The sequence below is a fragment of the Streptomyces sp. NPDC091280 genome, assembly GCF_044768565.1.
GTDB lineage: Bacteria > Actinomycetota > Actinomycetes > Streptomycetales > Streptomycetaceae > Streptomyces.
In genome coordinates this window covers 94,724-111,052 of sequence record NZ_JBIVUZ010000021.1, presented here as the reverse complement: position 1 = coordinate 111,052, position 16,329 = coordinate 94,724, and the positions used below count along the sequence as shown (strand labels likewise).

Genomic DNA, 16,329 nt, shown 5'->3' with positions numbered 1-16,329 from the left:
CGCCCGGTCAAAGCACGGGCGTCAGGGCGCGGGCGGTCAGGAAGCCGCGCTGCGCAGTCCGGGAAGGTTGATCTGCTCGGTCTCGTCGTGCGCCGTCAGGTCGATGACCTGGACCGCGCCGACACCCCGGGACCGCTCGTCGGCTGGCTTGAACTGCGCCTCGGCCTCCGCCTTGTGCACCGCCAGGGCCTCCTGGCCCACGACGTCCGCGAGGTCCTCGTTCTGCACGGCGTCCATCTCGGCGGACGCGGCGCCCTTCTGCATGCCGAAGAAGTCGAACCCGCCCTGGACCATCGGCCGCCGCACGGGAGCCGCCGGTACGACCGCCACCGCGGTCGGCACGGTGAAGTGCCCCGAGGGGTGCGCGGGTTGGGCGGGCTTCGCGGCCGGGGGGACGGCGGCCGAGTGCTCATGCCCGTCGACCGCCTCGGGCTTCCCCTCCGCCTCGTCCTCCCGCACGGCCTCCGACTCGGCCGCCGGGCCGCCGGTGACCTCCACCGGGGCGGGCTCGGCCGGCGCGGAGTCGGCGTCCTTAGGCGCGGGCGCCGCGGACTCGGCGTCGTCGTCGAGCCGCACCAGCGCCGCCTGGGCGCGCAGGAACAGCTTGGACCCCTCCGGGGAGAACACCGGTGAAACCGCGGGCTTCTTCGCCTCGTCCGCCTGGTCCGTCTTCTCCGCGGCGGCCTCGGTGCCGGACTCCTCGTCGGCGTCCCCGGTCTCGTCCTGGGCGTCCGTCTCGGCGTCCCTCTGGGCGTCCGTCGCGGCCTCGACCTGGGCAGCCACAGCCCCGGTGTCGTCGCTCTCGTCGCCTTCGTCGCCCTCGTGGTCCTGGGAGTCCACGTCCTGGGGATCCACGAGATCCAGGTCCATGTCCGCCGGGACCTCGTCGTCGCCGTCCGCCGACACCGGCGGCAACGCGTGCGTGGCGGGCTCCGCGGCCTCTATCTCCAGCAGGCGGCGGCCTTCCAGGGCGCTGGCGCGCTCGGTCTCCGCCGTGGCGTACCGGCGCAGCAGCGCCGCGTGTTCGTTGCGCAGGCCCGCGAGCTCCGTGCGCTTGGCGCGCAGCTTGTGCTCCAGCTTGACGCGCAGTTCGCGCGACTCGTCGAGGTCGGATTCGAGTTCGGCGAGCCGCTCCTCGTAGCGCCACTCGTCGCTCGTACGCGCGCGTACCAGGTCGGCGACCTGCTTGCCCGCCTGCGTGTCCCAGCGGCGCATGACGGCCGCCCCGACGAGCGCGGTCGCGGCGGCTATCGCGGCGACTATCCGCAGCGCGGCGGCGTGCGAGAAGACCCAGGGCCCGAAGGCGCAGACGAGCGACACGCCTGCGATCGCCGAGGGAGGCAACAGCCGGTGCAACGGCGGGGAATGGCGGTGACGTCCACGTGGCATGGCCAGAAACTTACCGCGCGTAGGCGAATCATGGTGCCCCGCCCGGTAAAAACACAGCCACCCCTGAGCTCCCGCATCGCTTCAGCGGTCACTTTCAGCCGTTGCCCAGTTGTCCGCTCAACCACTCCAGGGTCGCCGGGATCTCGCGCCGCCAGGTGTTGAAGTTGTGGCCGCCGCTGTCGAGGATGATCGACGCGATCCGGGTGGAGTTGTTGGCCCGCACCTTGTCGATGAACTTCAGGGTGTCCTTGTAGTTGTGCTCCCCGGCCTTGCTGCTGGTGACGAGCAGTGAGGTGTCGGGCGCGGGCCGGTGCTTGAGGTACCACCACAGGTTCGCCTCGTTGCGCAGCGTCGCGTCGCCCTGGAAGAGGTCACCGGTGGTGGGGTCGATCGGCGCCTTGTAGTACGGCGACAGGCCGGCGCCCGCCGCGTACACCCCCGGGTGGTGCATCGCGAGCTTCAGGGCGCAGTAACCGCCCGTGGAATCACCGACGATGCCCCAGCTCCCGGGGTTTTTGCCCACCCTGTAGTGGGCGGTCACCGCGTCCGGGAGGTCCTTGGCGAAGAACGACTCGGTGTGCGGCCCGCCCGGGACGTCCACGCACTCCGTGTCGCGCGGCGGCGCCACCGTGGGCCGCAGCATCACCAGGATCATCGGCCGCATCCTGCCGCTCCTGGCCAGTCGCAGTGCCGTGCGCGGGTAGTCGAGCTTGTCGACGAGCGCCTGGGCTGTGCCCGGGTACCCCGTGAGGACTACTGTCGCGGGGAACGTGCGGGTGCGGTAGCGCGGCTGGAAGTACTCCGGCGGCAGGTAGACGTAGGCGGGGGTGGCGATGTGGGTCGTACGGCCGACTATGTCGACGCGCTGCACCTGGCCCACGCTGCTCGGCAGGGACGCGCCGCCCGGGGCGTCCACCCGCCGGGTGCCGACCACGTGGAGCGGGCCGCCGGAGTTCTGGAACGCCGTGTGGTCGACGACCACCCCCTGGTCGGTCTCCCGGCCGAACAGGTCGGCCCAGCTGGCGTAGAAGCCGAAGGCCTGGTTGGCGCCCAGGCCCACCGAGGCGAACAGCACCAACTGCGTTGCCAGCAGCAGGCCCACGCGTCCGCTGACGGCCCGCCAGTTGCGGCGGGCCAGCCGCGGCCACAGCCAGACCGTGCCGACGAACAGCAGCGCGGCGCACACGAACGCCAGTGCCAGCACCTTGTTGCTCGTGAGTCCCATGACCTGTCCCGCCTGCGCTTTCCGCCCTGCCGGCACGCAACCTTCGCGCACGTTTGCCCCGGGCTTTCCACTGCCTTTGAACCGGCTTTCCGGTGAGGAAGGAACCTCCTTCCCCTAGACACCGTCCTAGAGGGCGCAATGTCGCCGGATGCCCGTATCGGGCCCGGATCCAAGGTCTCTCGCAGAACTACGGGATGCGATGTCTGTCAGGATAGATGGGGAAATGTCGGGTGGGGTTCCGAGCCGGTCAGGCCGGGTCCGGCGCATAGTCCGAGGCCCGCGCCCCGAGGTCGTTCCCACGCTCGTCGCCAGGGCCTGCGCCCTCGTCGGCCTGCTGGACATCGCCGCGGGAGTGTTCCCGCGCTTCCGGCACAGCCGTATGCACACCATGGCCGAGGTGCTGCCGGGTGCGCTCGGCCCCTTCGCCGCCGCGCTCTCGCTCAGCGCCGGTGTCCTGCTGCTGCTCCTCGCGCACGGGCTCAGGCGGCGCAAGCGCCGGGCCTGGCGGGCCGCGGTGGCACTGCTGCCGGCGGGCGCGGTCGCGCAGTTCGCGTACCGGCACTCGGTCATAGGAGTCGTCATCTCGGCCGCGCTGCTCGCGCCGCTGCTGCTGCACCGGGACGAGTTCCGCGCGCTGCCCGACCCGCGCAGCCGGTGGCGCGCGCTCGCCAACTTCGTGCTCATGGGCGCCGGTTCGCTCATCCTCGGACTGGTCATCGTCAGCGTCCACTCCAAGCGCATGGTCGGCGACCCGAGCCTGGCCGACCGGATCAGCCACGTCCTGTACGGCCTGTTCGGCTTCGAGGGACCGGTCGACTACGAGGGCAGCACCTCCTGGACGGTCGCCTTCTCGCTGGGCGCCCTGGGGCTGCTCACCGCGGTGACGACGATCTACCTGGCCTTCCGGCCCGAACACCCCGCCGCGCGGCTCACCCCGGAGGACGAGACGCAGCTGCGCGCCCTCCTGGAGAAGCACGGCCGCCGCGACTCGCTCGGCCACTTCGCGCTGCGCCGCGACAAGGCCGTCGTCTTCTCGCCCAGCGGCAAGGCGGCGGTCACGTACCGCGTCGTCTCCGGGGTGATGCTCGCCAGCGGTGACCCCATCGGCGACGTGGAGGCCTGGCCGGGCGCCATCGAGCGGTTCATGGACGAGGCGAAGGCCCACTCCTGGACGCCGGCCGTCATGGGCTGCTCCGAGACGGGCGGCGAGGTGTGGACCCGCGAGACCGGCCTCGACGCCCTCGAACTCGGTGACGAGGCGGTGGTGGACGTAGCGGATTTCTCGCTCGCCGGGCGCGCGATGCGCAACGTACGCCAAATGGTGAAGCGCATCGAGCGGGCCGGCTACGAAACCCGGGTACGGCGTGTACGTGACCTCGGCGAGGGCGAGCTGGAGCGGATCCGGCTCGCCGCGGAAGCCTGGCGCGGCACCGACACCGAACGCGGCTTCTCCATGGCACTCGGCCGCATCGGCGACCCCGCGGACGGCGACTGCTTCATCGCGACCGCCCACAAGGCGGACGAACAGCCGGGCGAGTACGGCGACCTGAAGGCGATCCTGCACTTCGTGCCCTGGGGCACCGACGGCATGTCCCTGGACCTGATGCGCCGCGACCGCGCGGCCGACCCGGGGATGAACGAACTGCTGATCGTCGCCTCCCTCCAGGCGGCGCCGAAGCTCGGCATCACGCGCGTGTCGCTCAACTTCGCGATGTTCCGCGCGGCGCTCGCCCGCGGCGAGAAGATCGGCGCGGGCCCGGTGCTGCGCGCCTGGCGCGGGCTGCTGGTCTTCCTGTCGCGCTGGTTCCAGATCGAGTCGCTGTACAAGTTCAACGCCAAGTTCCAGCCCCGCTGGGAGCCGCGCTTCGTCGTCTACCGCGCCTCCGGCGACCTGCCCCGCATCGGCTTCGCCGCGATGCAGGCCGAGGGCTTCGTCAACCTCGCCCTCCCCCTGCCCCGCTTCCTCCGCCGCCGCAAGGCCGTGGCTCCGGCCTGCGCCCACGGGCTCGCGGAGCGGGACGTGCGGGCCGCTTGACCGACCGGGCCGGTCCGGGCGAGCACCCTGCCTCCGGGCGGGGCGCGACCGCCCGGACCGGCCCTTTCGCGTTCGGCCCGCGGGACGGTCCCGCCGCCCCCAAGGCCTACGCTGAACGCATGAGCAAGCAGAGCGGGCGCGGGCGCGTCGCGGGCCTTCCGGAATGGGACCGGTGCGCGGTCATGGGGGTCGTGAACGTCACCCCTGATTCCTTCTCCGACGGCGGTCGCTTCTTCGACACCACGGCCGCCGTCAAGCGCGGCCTCGGTCTGGTCACCGAGGGCGCCGACCTCGTGGACGTCGGCGGCGAGTCCACCCGCCCCGGCGCCACCCGCGTCGACGAGGCGGAAGAACTCAAACGCGTCATCCCCGTAGTGCGCGGACTCGCCTCCGAGGGCGTCACCGTCTCCGTCGACACCATGCGCGCCTCCGTCGCCGAACAGGCCCTCGGCGCGGGCGCCGCCCTGGTCAACGACGTCAGCGGCGGCCTCGCCGACCCCGCGATGATCCCGGTCGTCGCCGCCTCGGGCGCCCCCTTCGTCGTCATGCACTGGCGCGGCTTCCTGGCGGGCGGCAACGTCAAGGGGGTCTACGACGACGTCGTCACCGAAGTCGTCGACGAACTGCACGCGCGCGTGGAGGCCGTTCTCGCCGGAGGCGTCGCCCCCGACCGGATCGTGGTCGACCCGGGCCTCGGCTTCTCCAAGGACGCCGAACACGACCTGGTCCTGCTCGCCCACCTCGACCGGCTGCTCTCTCTCGGCCACCCCCTGCTGGTCGCCGCCTCCCGCAAGCGGTTCCTCGGCCATGTCCTCGCCGGACCCGAGGGAGCGCCCCCGCCCGCGCGCGAGCGCGACGCGGCCACCGCCGCCGTGTCCGCGCTCGCGGCGCACGCCGGCGCGTGGGCGGTGCGCGTGCACGAGGTGCACGCCACCGCGGACGCCGTACGCGTCGCACGCGCCGTCGAGGGGGCGCGCGTCCACGGCGCCCGCCCGGCCTCCCGCACCAGCTCCGAGGGAGCCCGGTGAGCGCCCCCCACACCGACGTCGAACAGGTCGAACTCGCCAACACCGCGTTCTACGAGACCCTGGAGCGCGGCGACTTCGACGAGCTGTCCGACCTCTGGCTCACCCCGGCCGACCTGGGCGTCGACGAGGAGTACCACGACCCGGCGGACACCGGTGTGATCTCCTGCGTGCACCCGGGCTGGCCGGTGCTCACCGGACGCGGCGAGGTGCTGCGGTCGTACGCCCTGATCATGGCGAACACCGAGTACATCCAGTTCTTCCTGACCGATGTGCATGTCTCGGTGACCGGCGACACCGCTCTGGTCACCTGCACGGAGAACATCCTCAGCGGCGGCCCGGCCCCCGACGACAGCGACGAACTCGGCCCGCTCGTCGGCCAGCTCGTGGTCGCCACGAACGTGTTCCGGCGCACCTCCGAGGGCTGGAAGCTCTGGTCGCACCACGCGTCCCCGGTCCTGGCCGAGAACGACGAGGACGAAAGCGACGACACACCCTCCTGAGGGGGTACACGCACCCGGAGGAGTCGGCCGGGACCCATCAGGACCAAGAAGTGGTTGGAATCACGAACCGGCGGGTAGGGGCGGCTACCGACCCATGAGCCGCCGGGTTCCCCGGGGGAAACGGTCGGCGAAACCTGCGGGCCCGGACGGCGCCCGCGCCCTCGCGGCCCGGCACTGTCAGTGCCCGCAGGTAGATTCGTTCGAGGCCGGTGTACCGCCCGCACCCGGTACGAACCGGCCACCACCGACGATTGCAGGAGTGATTCGCGTGGATCGTGTCGCGCTGAGCGGCCTCAAGGCCCGCGGGTACCACGGCGTGTTCCCGAAGGAACGCGAGGAGGGCCAGACCTTCGTCGTGGACCTCGTCCTGGGCCTGGACACCCGGCCGGCCGCCGCCGACGACGACCTGACGAAGACCGTGCACTACGGCATCGTCGCCGAGGAGGTCGTGGCCGTCGTGCAGGGCGAGCCGGTCAACCTCATCGAGACCCTCGCCGAGCGCATCGCGCAGACCTGCCTGAAGCACGAAGGGGTCGAGGAGGTCGAGGTCCGCGTCCACAAGCCGGACGCCCCGATCACCGTCCCCTTCGACGACGTGACCGTCACCATCACCCGGAGCCGAGTATGACCTTCTCGTTCACCGAGGGTCACAGCGACCCGACCGTCCAGCCGGTACCCGCCTCGGTGGTACGGCAGGTGGACGCCGCCGACACCACCCTCAGCAACCCCAGGCGCGCCGTCGTCTCCATCGGCGCCAACCTGGGCAACCGCCTGGAGACCCTCCAGGGCGCCATCGACGCCCTGGAGGACACCCCCGGCGTCCGCGTCAAGGCCGTGTCCCCGGTCTACGAGACGGAGCCCTGGGGCGTCGAACCCGGCAGCCAGCCCTCGTACTTCAACGCCGTCGTCGTCCTCAAGACCACCCTGCCCCCGTCCTCCCTGCTGGAGCGGGCGCACGCGGTCGAGGAGGCCTTCCACCGGGTCCGCGAGGAGCGCTGGGGCGCCCGCACGCTCGACGTCGACATCGTCGCCTACGCCGACGTCGTCTCCGACGACCCGGTGCTGACGCTCCCCCACCCACGCGCCCACGAACGGGCCTTCGTGCTCGTCCCCTGGCACGACGTGGAGCCCGAGGCGCAGTTGCCGGGCCGTGGCTCGGTCGCCGCCCTCCTGGACGACATCACCCGAACCGGTGTGGCGCCCCGCAAGGACCTGGAACTCCGGCTGCCCGAGTAGTCGTTAAGGTCGAGACGACCACAACGCCCGGACAGGGCACGGGGAACCGAACGGGGAGCTGAAGGGACACCGTGAGAGAGCTGCGGATCAGGGTGCTGGCCGGCGTGTTCGTCGTCGCCGGAGTGCTGTCCTGGGCGGGGGCGCGACTGTGGAGCGCGGTGGGGACCCTGCCCAGCGTCCCGCTGGCCGCGCCCATCGTCCTCGCCGTGATCGCCGCCGTCCTGCTGGCCACGGCGCTCTCGCTGCGCGCCCGCCTCAAGGCACAGCGCGAGCGCCGCCCCGGCGCCAAGGGCGTCGACCCCCTGATGGCCGCCCGCGCGGTCGTCTTCGGCCAGGCCAGCGCCCTGGTCGCCGCCCTCGTCGCCGGTATGTACGGCGGCACCGGCGCCTACCTCCTGGAGTCCCTGGACATCCCGGCCCGCCGGGACCAGGCCATCTACGCCGGTTTCTCGGTCCTGGCGGGCATCGCGGTGATAGCGGCGGCGATCTTCCTGGAGCGGGTGTGCAAGCTCCCGGAGGACGACGACAACAACACGGCGGGGGCGGCGCCGGTCGGCTGAGGCGCCCCGGCTGTGCGCTACCGCGCCATGATCAGGCTCATCGCCTCGTTGCGAGTGGCCGAGTCCCGCAACTGCCCCCGCACGGCCGACGTGATGGTCTTGGCCCCCGGCTTGCGGACCCCCCGCATCGACATGCACATGTGCTCGCACTCGACCACGACGATCACTCCGCGCGGCTCCAGGATCTCCATCAGGGAGTCGGCGATCTGCGTGGTGAGTCGTTCCTGCACCTGCGGCCGGCGGGCGTAGACGTCCACCAGCCGGGCCAGCTTCGACAGCCCGGTGATCTTGCCGTCGGCGGACGGGATGTACCCCACATGGGCGACCCCGACGAACGGCACCAGATGATGCTCACAGCTGCTGAGCACCTCGATGTCCTTCACGAGGACCATCTCGTCGTGCCCCAGGTCGAACGTCGTCGTCAGCACGTCCTCGGGCCGCTGCCACAACCCGGCGAATATCTCCTTGTACGCCCGCGCCACCCGCCCCGGCGTCTCCCTCAGCCCCTCCCGGTCCGGGTCCTCACCGACCGCGATCAGGAGTTCCCGTACGGCGTTCTCGGCACGCTTCTCGTCGAAGACTCCGATCGTTCCCTCGCCGTCCAGCGTCACGGGGTCGGTCATGTCGTGCCTCGTTCCTGTGCGGGTCACGCGTGTGCGGACACACGCCTCAGTTGCGGGCATATGGAAAGGCCGCGCCCCCCAGGCTAAATCCAGGGGGGCGCGGCATCCATTTCAGGCCGTGTGAGACGCGCGTCAGTTCTCGGGGCGGTCCTCCGGAGCCTTCTCCAGCGTGGGAGCGGACTCGGTGGTCGCACCGGCGGTGATCGCGGGTCCCGCGCCGTTCGACCCGTTCGTCAGTGACAGCTCCTTGGGGGAGAGCACCGGCGGGCGGGTGGAGGGCGTACGGCGGGAGGAGCCGGTCCACGAGGGGCGGGCCGGGCGCTTCACGATGGGAGCGAAGATCTCGGCGATCTGCTCCTTGTTCAGCGTCTCCTTCTCCAGCAGCTGGAGCACGAGCGCGTCGAGCACGTCACGGTTCTCGACCAGGATCTCCCAGGCCTCGTTGTGCGCGTTCTCGATGAGCTTCTTGACCTCTTCGTCGACGAGCGCGGCGACCTCTTCCGAGTAGTCGCGCGGGTGCGACATCTCCCGGCCCAGGAAGGGCTCGGTGTTGTCGCCGCCGAACTTGATCGCGCCGAGACGCTCGGTCATGCCGTACTGCGTGACCATCGCGCGGGCCGTGGCGGTGGCCTTCTCGATGTCGTTCGCCGCACCGGTGGTCGGGTCGTGGAAGACCAGTTCCTCGGCCGCGCGACCGCCCAGCATGTAGGCCAGCTGGTCCAGCATCTCGTTGCGCGTGGTCGAGTACTTGTCCTCTTCGGGCAGGACCATCGTGTAGCCCAGAGCACGGCCTCGGGAGAGGATCGTGATCTTGTGGACCGGGTCGGAGTTCGGGGAAGCCGCCGCGACCAGGGCGTGTCCGCCCTCGTGGTACGCGGTGATCTTCTTCTCCTTGTCCGACATGATCCGGGTCCGCTTCTGCGGGCCCGCGACCACACGGTCGATCGCCTCGTCCAGCATGCCGTTGTCGATCAGCTTGCGGTTGCCCCGGGCGGTGAGCAGGGCGGCCTCGTTGAGGACGTTGCTCAGGTCCGCGCCGGTGAAGCCCGGCGTACGGCGGGCGACCGCGGAGAGGTCGACGTCCGGTGCGACCGGCTTGCCCTTCTGGTGGACCTTGAGGATCTCCAGACGGCCCTGCATGTCCGGGCGGTCGACCGCGATCTGGCGGTCGAAGCGGCCGGGGCGCAGGAGGGCCGGGTCGAGGATGTCGGGCCGGTTCGTCGCGGCGATGAGGATCACGCCGCCCTTGACGTCGAAGCCGTCCATCTCGACGAGCAGCTGGTTCAGCGTCTGCTCGCGCTCGTCGTGACCGCCGCCGAGGCCGGCGCCGCGGTGGCGGCCGACCGCGTCGATCTCGTCGACGAAGACGATCGCCGGGGCGTTCGCCTTGGCCTGCTCGAACAGGTCACGGACCCGGGAGGCACCGACACCGACGAACATCTCGACGAAGTCGGAACCGGAGATCGAGTAGAAGGGCACCCCGGCCTCGCCGGCGACGGCGCGCGCCAACAGCGTCTTGCCGGTGCCGGGAGGGCCGTACAGGAGTACGCCCTTGGGGATCTTGGCGCCGACGGCCTGGAACTTCGCCGGCTCCTGGAGGAACTCCTTGATCTCGTGCAGTTCCTCGACGGCCTCGTCGGAGCCCGCGACGTCCGCGAACGTCGTCTTCGGGGTGTCCTTGGTGATGAGCTTGGCCTTGGACTTCCCGAAGTTCATGACTCGGGAGCCGCCGCCCTGCATCTGGTTCATCAGGAACAGGAAGACGACCACGATGAGGACGAAGGGGAGCAGGGACAGCAGGATGCCGACGAAAGCGTTCTGCTTCGTCGGCGAGACCGTGTAGCCGTCCGGAATCTGCTTGTCCTGGTACTTGGTCTGGAGCGTGGCCGCGAGGTCCACGCCCTGGTCGCCGATGTAGCTCGCCTGGATCTTGGAGCTGCCGTCGACCTTGGAGCCGCTCTTGAGCGTGACCTTGATGGTCTGCTCGTCACCGGTGGTGATCTTGGCCGACTCGACCTTGTTGTCGTTGATCGCCTGGACGACCTGGCCGGTGTCCACCGTCTTGTAGCCGCCGGACGAGCCGACGACCTGCATCAACACGACCACGGCAAGGACGGCCAGCACGATCCACATGACCGGCCCACGGAAGTATCGCTTCACGTCCATCCATACGGAGCGAATTCGCTCCGTCCCTCCTGCCATAGTGAGTTTGATAAAGACAGTTCTTCTGACCGTACCCCAGCAATGTTGCCCGAAGTCGCACGGGACGGCTGGGAGACGTGTCTGCATGCTCCAACGGCGCGAAACCCGCTGGGGTTCCCGATCGTCTTACGGGGCTTGGGCCGAGTGGCCCTAGCCGCCGTAGACGTGCGGCGCGAGCGTACCGACGAACGGGAGGTTGCGGTACTTCTCCGCGTAGTCGAGGCCGTAGCCGACGACGAACTCGTTCGGGATGTCGAAGCCGACCCACTCCACGTCGATGGCGACCTTGGCCGCCTCCGGCTTGCGCAGGAGGGTGCAGATCTTCAGCGACTCGGGCTCGCGCGAGCCGAGGTTGGAGATCAGCCAGGACAGCGTGAGCCCGGAGTCGATGATGTCCTCGACGATCAGGACGTGCTTGCCCTTGATGTCGGTGTCGAGGTCCTTGAGGATCCGCACCACACCGGAGGACTGGGTGCCCGCGCCGTACGACGACACGGCCATCCAGTCCATGGTGACGGGGGTGGACAGTGCCCGGGCGAGGTCCGCCATGACCATCACCGCGCCCTTGAGGACGCCGACGAGCAGCAGGTCCTTGCCCGCGTACTCCGCGTCGATCTTCGCGGCGAGCTCCACGAGCTTCGCGTCGATCTCTTCCTTGGTGATGAGCACCGACTGGAGGTCGTCGCCCATGTCTTTCGCGTCCACCCGCATCACTTTCGGTCGTCCCCATTGTCCCGGCTCGCGGCTACTGCCTGGTCCCGCCCCCGGAGGTCCGGAGGGGGTGTCGACTCAGCCTTGCCGAATCACCAGTCTGCCACCCTGCCGCTGGGCGACGACCTTGCCCGGGAGATTGATGGCTCCCTGGCCGCGCCAGCCGGTGATCAGGCGGTCGACTTCCTCGATGTGCCGGGCGAACAGCGAACCGGCCGGCGCGCCCGCCTGGATGGCGGCGCGGCGCAGGACGCGGCGGCGCACGGCGGGGGGCAGGGCGTAGAGCTTGGCGCACTCCAGGAGGCCGGTGGCGTCCCGTACGGAGGCCTCGGCCTGGCTGGCCCAGGTGTCGAGGGCGTCGGCGTCGTCCCGGGAGAGCTGTGCCGTACGGGCGAGCGCTTCGACGACGCCTTTGCCGAGGGCCTTCTCCAGGGCGGGCAGGCCTTCGTGGCGCAGCCGGGAGCGGGTGTAGGCGGGGTCGGCGTTGTGCGGGTCGTCCCAGACGGGCAGCGACTGGACCATGCAGGCCTTGCGGGCGGTCTGCCGGTCGAGCTGGAGGAAGGGGCGGCGGTAACGGCCGTCGGCCCCCGAGACCGCGGCCATTCCGGACAGGGAGCGGATGCCGGAGCCGCGGGCGAGGCCGAGCAGGACGGTCTCCGCCTGGTCGTCGCGGGTGTGGCCGAGCAGGACGGCGGCGGCGCCGTGGCGGGCGGCACAGGCGTCGAGGGCGGCGTAGCGGGCGTCCCGGGCGGCTGCCTCGGGGCCGCCCTCGCGGCCCACGGTCACGGCGGTGGCCTCGACGGGGTCCAGGCCCAGTTCGCGCAGGCGCAGGACGACCTCGTCGGCGCGCAGGTCGGAACCGTCCTGGAGGCCGTGGTCGACGGTGATGCCGCCGGCCCGGATGCCGAGTTTGGGTGCTTCGAAGGCGAGCGCGGAGGCGAGCGCCATGGAATCGGCGCCGCCGGAGCACGCCACGAGCACGAGCGGCGAGGGCGGGCGCTCGTGCGGGGTGTGCCGGGAGGCGCCGACGGTCTGGAGCGCCTCGTGGTCGGTGAGGATGTCGTGGAGGACGCGGCGGACCGCCAGGCGTATCGCCGCGACCGCAGGATGGGGACCCATGTCCGGTTCCCTTCATGAAGTTTTCGGGGGGTTGGCCCGAGATCCGGTCACTCAGAGTGTGTAGATGGTGACAGAACCGGGGTGTTCCCCGAGCATCGCACGCCCACCCATCGCTCACGGTCCCTCGGACGGGTGATTGCGGGGGCGTTCGCCTGCCGTGGGCCGAATCCGTTCACCCGGTCCGCGACCGGTTCACGACTCGGCCTTGCGGTGCACCCGCGCGACCCAGTCCGCCGGTTTGGCGATCTCCGTCTTCGTCGGCAGCGTGTTCGGGGAGGTCCACACCCGGTTGAAGCCGTCCATGCCCACCTGTTCGACGACCGCGCGTACGAAACGCTCGCCGTCCCGGTACTGCCGCAGCTTGGCGTCCAGGCCCAGCAGTTTGCGCAGCGCCGAGTCCAGCCGGGAGGCGCCCTTGGCCCGCCGCTGCTGGAACTTCTCCCGGATCTCCGCGACGCTCGGCACCACGTCCGGGCCGACGCCGTCCATCACGAAGTCGGCGTGCCCCTCCAGGAGGGACATCACGGCGGTGAGCCGGCCGAGGATCTCGCGCTGCGCGGGCGTCTGCACGATCTCCACCAGGGACCGGCTCTCGTCGTCCTCCTCGCCCTCGGGCCGACCGCCGGCCAGCGACTGGGCAGCCTCCCGGATGCGCTCCAGGACCGTCATGGGGTCGACCTCGGTCTCACCCAGGAACGACTGGATCTCGCCCTCCAGGTGGTCGCGCAGCCAGGGCACGGCCGTGAACTGCGTGCGGTGGGTCTCCTCGTGCAGGCACACCCACAGGCGGAAGTCGTGGGGCTGTACGTCGAGTTCGCGCTCCACGTGGACGATGTTCGGCGCGACCAGCAGCAGCCGCCCGCCCTTCGCGCCCGCCGGCAACTCGCGGGTGGCCGGGGCGAACGTCTCGTACTGGCCGAGCACCCGGGAGGACAGGAACGACAGCAGCATGCCCAGCTCGACGCCGGTCACCTTGCCGCCCACCGCGCCGAAGACGGCGCCCCCGGGAGTGTTGCTCCGCCGCTCCTGCATCTTGTCGAGCAGCGGCTTGAGGACCTCCCGGAACCCGGCGACGTTCGCCCGCACCCAGCCGGGGCGGTCGACGACCAGGATCGGGGTGTCGTGGATGTCGTCCGTGCCCATCCGGGTGAATCCCCGGACGTGTTGCTCCGAGGCCTTCGCATGCCGGCGCAGCTCCGCGACGACGGCACGGGCCTCGTCACGGCTCACGTCGGGGCCCGGCCGCACGAGTCGGGTCGCGGTCGCCACCGCGAGATTCCAGTCGACCATCTCGGCACCACCGATGCTCGTCATGCGTCAACCGTACGTGGTCGCTCCCGCTTGGGGCAGGGCACGAGGGCGGGCTCCGCCGGAACGTCGCCCCGCGGTTCAGCCGCAGCCGCAGGCCGCCAGCGCCGTCGCGGTGTGGTCCAGGGCCGCCTGGGCCTCCAGCGTGTTCGTCGTACCGGAGGCCATGAAGGCGAAGGCCAGGAGGCGGCCGTCCTTGTCCACGACCGTGCCCGCCAGCGTGTTGACGCCCGTCAGGGTGCCGGTCTTGGCGCGTACGACGCCCGCCGCACCCGTGGCGTCCGTGTAGCGGGTCGTCAGGGTGCCGGTGAAGGCGGCGATGGGGAGGCCGGTGAGGACCGGGCGGAGTTCGGGGTGGGCCGGGGCGCCGGCCTTGACGAGGAGGGCGGTCAGCAGGTCGGCGGTGAGGCGGTCGTCGCGGTTGAGGCCGCTGCCGTCGTTGAACACCGCGCCCTTGACCGGGAGTCGGAGCTTCGCCAGCTGGGCGCCGATCGCGGCGGCGCCCCCGTCGAAGTCGGCGCGGCGGCCCGTCGCCACGGCGGTGTGGCGGGCCAGCGCCTCCGCGATGTCGTTGTCGCTGTTGGTCAGCATCCGCTCGACGATGTCGGACAGCGGCGGCGAGGACACCGAGGCGAGGGTGTCCGCGCGGGCGGTCGCCTTCGAGGGCCCCGGGGACGTCGTCTTGATGCCGTGCTCCTGGAGGAAGCCCGCGAACTTCCCGGCCGCGTCCGAGGCCGGGTCCGGCACGCGCCGCACCGGACCGCTGGAGGAGTCGTCGGTACGGCCCTCGTCGGCAGTGAGGGCGCTGACCCGGGCGAGGTTCTCGTTGGTCCCGATCGGGTGGACTTCGGAACCGGCGTACAGGGTCGTGTCGTACGACAGCGTCACCTCGCGCATCCCGCGCTTCTTCAGGGCGGCGGCCGTCTCGTCGGCCAGGGTGCGCAGGTCGGCCCAGCCCTCGGCGTCCTTGTGGGCGGTCAGCGTGGGGTCGCCGCCGCCGACCAGGACGAGTTCCTTGGTGTCGGGCTCCAGGGCGGTGCGGGTGGTGAAGCGGTGGTCGACGCCCATCGCGGAGAGCGCGGCCACCGCGGTGGCGATCTTCGTGGTCGAGGCCGGGGCCAGCGCGTCGTCGGCGCCCACTCCGTAGAGGTGCTTTCCGGTCGACACGTCCACGACGGCGGCCGTGTGGCGGGTGCCGAGCGCCGCGTTGTCCAGGAGGGGGTTCAGGACGCCCCCGAGGGCCGTACCGGTCGGCGCGGACGTCACGTTGTTCGCGGAACCGCCCAGGGCGACGAGAACGGATGCGGCGCTCGGCGCGGGCCGGGGTGCCTTGGCAGACGTATCGGAATTACGGCCGTGATCTACGCCACCTGAACGTTCCTGTGCGACTGCGTGGTCCCGCTCGGCCGTACGCTGACCCGAGGAGTCCCAGGGACCGGCGGCGGTCACCACGACGGCGGCCAGCGCCATCCCCGCGGTGGTGGCGACGGCCGTGAACCGCCAGGTCCTGTCGGGCCTCGGCAGGCTCGCGACCCGGGGTGACACGGTTCGGACGAGCCGGGTGACCCGCGGTGACACGGCGTCAGTGAGTCGCGTCACCCCGGGCTTCACGGCTCGGGTGATCCGCGTGACCTGGGGCCGCACTGCCTGGTTGATCCGTACGGCCTGTGGCCTCACGGTCTGCCTGAACCGTGCGACCTGCGGTTTCACGGATTCCGCGGCCCGCTCGAGACGGGGCCGGACGGCTCGCGCGACCCGCGTCACGTGCGGTCTCGCGGCCCGCCAAGGCCTCAGCTCCGGCACGACCACCAGCCCCTTTCGCGATCACCCACCTGCGTGAGGGACACTTAACCACCAGAACTATGTGCTGATCATGGAGGAGCCACCGGTGGAGTTCGACGTCACGATCGAGATCCCGAAGGGTTCGCGGAACAAGTACGAGGTGGACCACGAGACCGGTCGGATCCGCCTGGACCGTCGACTCTTCACCTCGACCAGTTACCCGGCCGACTACGGCTTCGTCGAGAACACGCTCGGCGAGGACGGCGACCCGCTGGACGCGCTGGTCATCCTGGAGGAGCCGACCTTCCCCGGCTGCCTCATCAAGTGCCGCGCGATCGGCATGTTCCGGATGACCGACGAGGCCGGCGGCGACGACAAGCTGCTGTGCGTCCCGGCGTCCGACCCGCGTGTGGAGCACCTGCGTGACATCCACCACGTGTCGGAGTTCGACCGCCTGGAGATCCAGCACTTCTTCGAGGTCTACAAGGACCTGGAGCCCGGCAAGTCGGTCGAGGGTGCCAACTGGGTGGGCCGTACGGACGCCGAGGCGGAGATCGAGCGCTCGTACAAGCGACTGAAGGAGCAGGGCGGCCACTGAGCCCCCTGTCCGC

At 70.9% G+C, this 16,329-nt stretch carries 15 protein-coding genes; 7 read left to right on the top strand and 8 right to left on the bottom strand.

The genetic code is table 11. From position 1 onward, the window contains the following. Nucleotides 1-36: 36 nt before the first annotated feature. Both ACIQPR_RS44605 and ACIQPR_RS44600 read right to left on the bottom strand, forming a co-directional pair. The gene (locus ACIQPR_RS44605; RefSeq protein ID WP_403661903.1) at nt 37-1,389 is read right to left on the bottom strand and encodes a hypothetical protein; all 1,353 of its coding nucleotides are present in this window, start codon (nt 1,387-1,389) and stop codon (nt 37-39) included. A 94-nt stretch (nt 1,390-1,483) separates the two neighbouring features. Continuing rightward, complete coding sequence (locus tag ACIQPR_RS44600; RefSeq protein ID WP_403661900.1) at nt 1,484-2,614, bottom strand: alpha/beta hydrolase; 1,131 nt, start codon at nt 2,612-2,614, stop codon at nt 1,484-1,486. A gap of 223 nt (nt 2,615-2,837) precedes the next feature. Here ACIQPR_RS44600 and ACIQPR_RS44595 point away from each other — a divergent pair, with 223 nt between their 5' ends. The 6 genes from ACIQPR_RS44595 (at nt 2,838) to ACIQPR_RS44570 (ending at nt 7,973) form a co-directional block, all read left to right on the top strand. Next, nucleotides 2,838-4,649: a phosphatidylglycerol lysyltransferase domain-containing protein gene (locus ACIQPR_RS44595; RefSeq protein ID WP_403661897.1), complete on the top strand. Its 1,812-nt coding sequence runs from the start codon at nt 2,838-2,840 to the stop codon at nt 4,647-4,649. A gap of 119 nt (nt 4,650-4,768) precedes the next feature. Next, a complete protein-coding gene (gene folP, locus ACIQPR_RS44590) occupies nt 4,769-5,677 on the top strand; it encodes a dihydropteroate synthase (RefSeq protein ID WP_403661894.1) in 909 nt (302 codons plus the stop codon). After that, the gene (locus ACIQPR_RS44585) at nt 5,674-6,177 is read left to right on the top strand and encodes a nuclear transport factor 2 family protein (protein ID WP_403661891.1); all 504 of its coding nucleotides are present in this window, start codon (nt 5,674-5,676) and stop codon (nt 6,175-6,177) included. The genes folP and ACIQPR_RS44585 overlap by 4 nt, the downstream gene beginning before the upstream one ends. Nucleotides 6,178-6,445: 268 nt before the next feature. Then, complete coding sequence (gene folB, locus ACIQPR_RS44580; RefSeq protein ID WP_403661888.1) at nt 6,446-6,805, top strand: dihydroneopterin aldolase; 360 nt, start codon at nt 6,446-6,448, stop codon at nt 6,803-6,805. After that, nucleotides 6,802-7,413: a 2-amino-4-hydroxy-6-hydroxymethyldihydropteridine diphosphokinase gene (gene folK / locus ACIQPR_RS44575; RefSeq protein WP_403661885.1), complete on the top strand. Its 612-nt coding sequence runs from the start codon at nt 6,802-6,804 to the stop codon at nt 7,411-7,413. The genes folB and folK overlap by 4 nt, the downstream gene beginning before the upstream one ends. 71 nt (nt 7,414-7,484) lie before the next feature. Then, nucleotides 7,485-7,973, top strand: coding sequence for a DUF3180 domain-containing protein (locus ACIQPR_RS44570; protein WP_403661882.1), 489 nt, complete (start codon nt 7,485-7,487; stop codon nt 7,971-7,973). A gap of 17 nt (nt 7,974-7,990) precedes the next feature. Here ACIQPR_RS44570 and folE read toward each other — a convergent pair whose 3' ends face one another. The 6 genes from folE to dacB all read right to left on the bottom strand — a co-directional run bounded on the left by folE (nt 7,991) and on the right by dacB (nt 15,745). Next, on the bottom strand, nt 7,991-8,596 hold the full coding sequence (gene folE / locus ACIQPR_RS44565; protein WP_403661879.1) for a GTP cyclohydrolase I FolE: 606 nt from the start codon (nt 8,594-8,596) through the stop codon (nt 7,991-7,993). Between the two features lie 132 nt (nt 8,597-8,728). Continuing rightward, complete coding sequence (ftsH, locus tag ACIQPR_RS44560; protein WP_403661876.1) at nt 8,729-10,762, bottom strand: ATP-dependent zinc metalloprotease FtsH; 2,034 nt, start codon at nt 10,760-10,762, stop codon at nt 8,729-8,731. 186 nt (nt 10,763-10,948) lie between these two features. Continuing rightward, nucleotides 10,949-11,509, bottom strand: a complete 561-nt coding sequence (gene hpt / locus ACIQPR_RS44555) for a hypoxanthine phosphoribosyltransferase (protein WP_093627540.1) — start codon at nt 11,507-11,509, stop codon at nt 10,949-10,951. A gap of 78 nt (nt 11,510-11,587) precedes the next feature. Beyond that, nucleotides 11,588-12,628, bottom strand: a complete 1,041-nt coding sequence (gene tilS, locus ACIQPR_RS44550; protein WP_403661872.1) for a tRNA lysidine(34) synthetase TilS — start codon at nt 12,626-12,628, stop codon at nt 11,588-11,590. 192 nt (nt 12,629-12,820) lie between these two features. Beyond that, entirely contained in the window at nt 12,821-13,942 is a 1,122-nt protein-coding gene (locus tag ACIQPR_RS44545) for a zinc-dependent metalloprotease (protein ID WP_403661869.1), read from the bottom strand. Between the two features lie 75 nt (nt 13,943-14,017). After that, the gene (dacB, locus tag ACIQPR_RS44540; protein WP_403661867.1) at nt 14,018-15,745 is read right to left on the bottom strand and encodes a D-alanyl-D-alanine carboxypeptidase/D-alanyl-D-alanine-endopeptidase; all 1,728 of its coding nucleotides are present in this window, start codon (nt 15,743-15,745) and stop codon (nt 14,018-14,020) included. Between the two features lie 79 nt (nt 15,746-15,824). Here dacB and ACIQPR_RS44535 point away from each other — a divergent pair, with 79 nt between their 5' ends. Beyond that, a complete protein-coding gene (locus tag ACIQPR_RS44535) occupies nt 15,825-16,316 on the top strand; it encodes an inorganic diphosphatase (RefSeq protein ID WP_019070224.1) in 492 nt (163 codons plus the stop codon). The last annotated feature ends 13 nt before the right edge of the window (nt 16,317-16,329 follow it).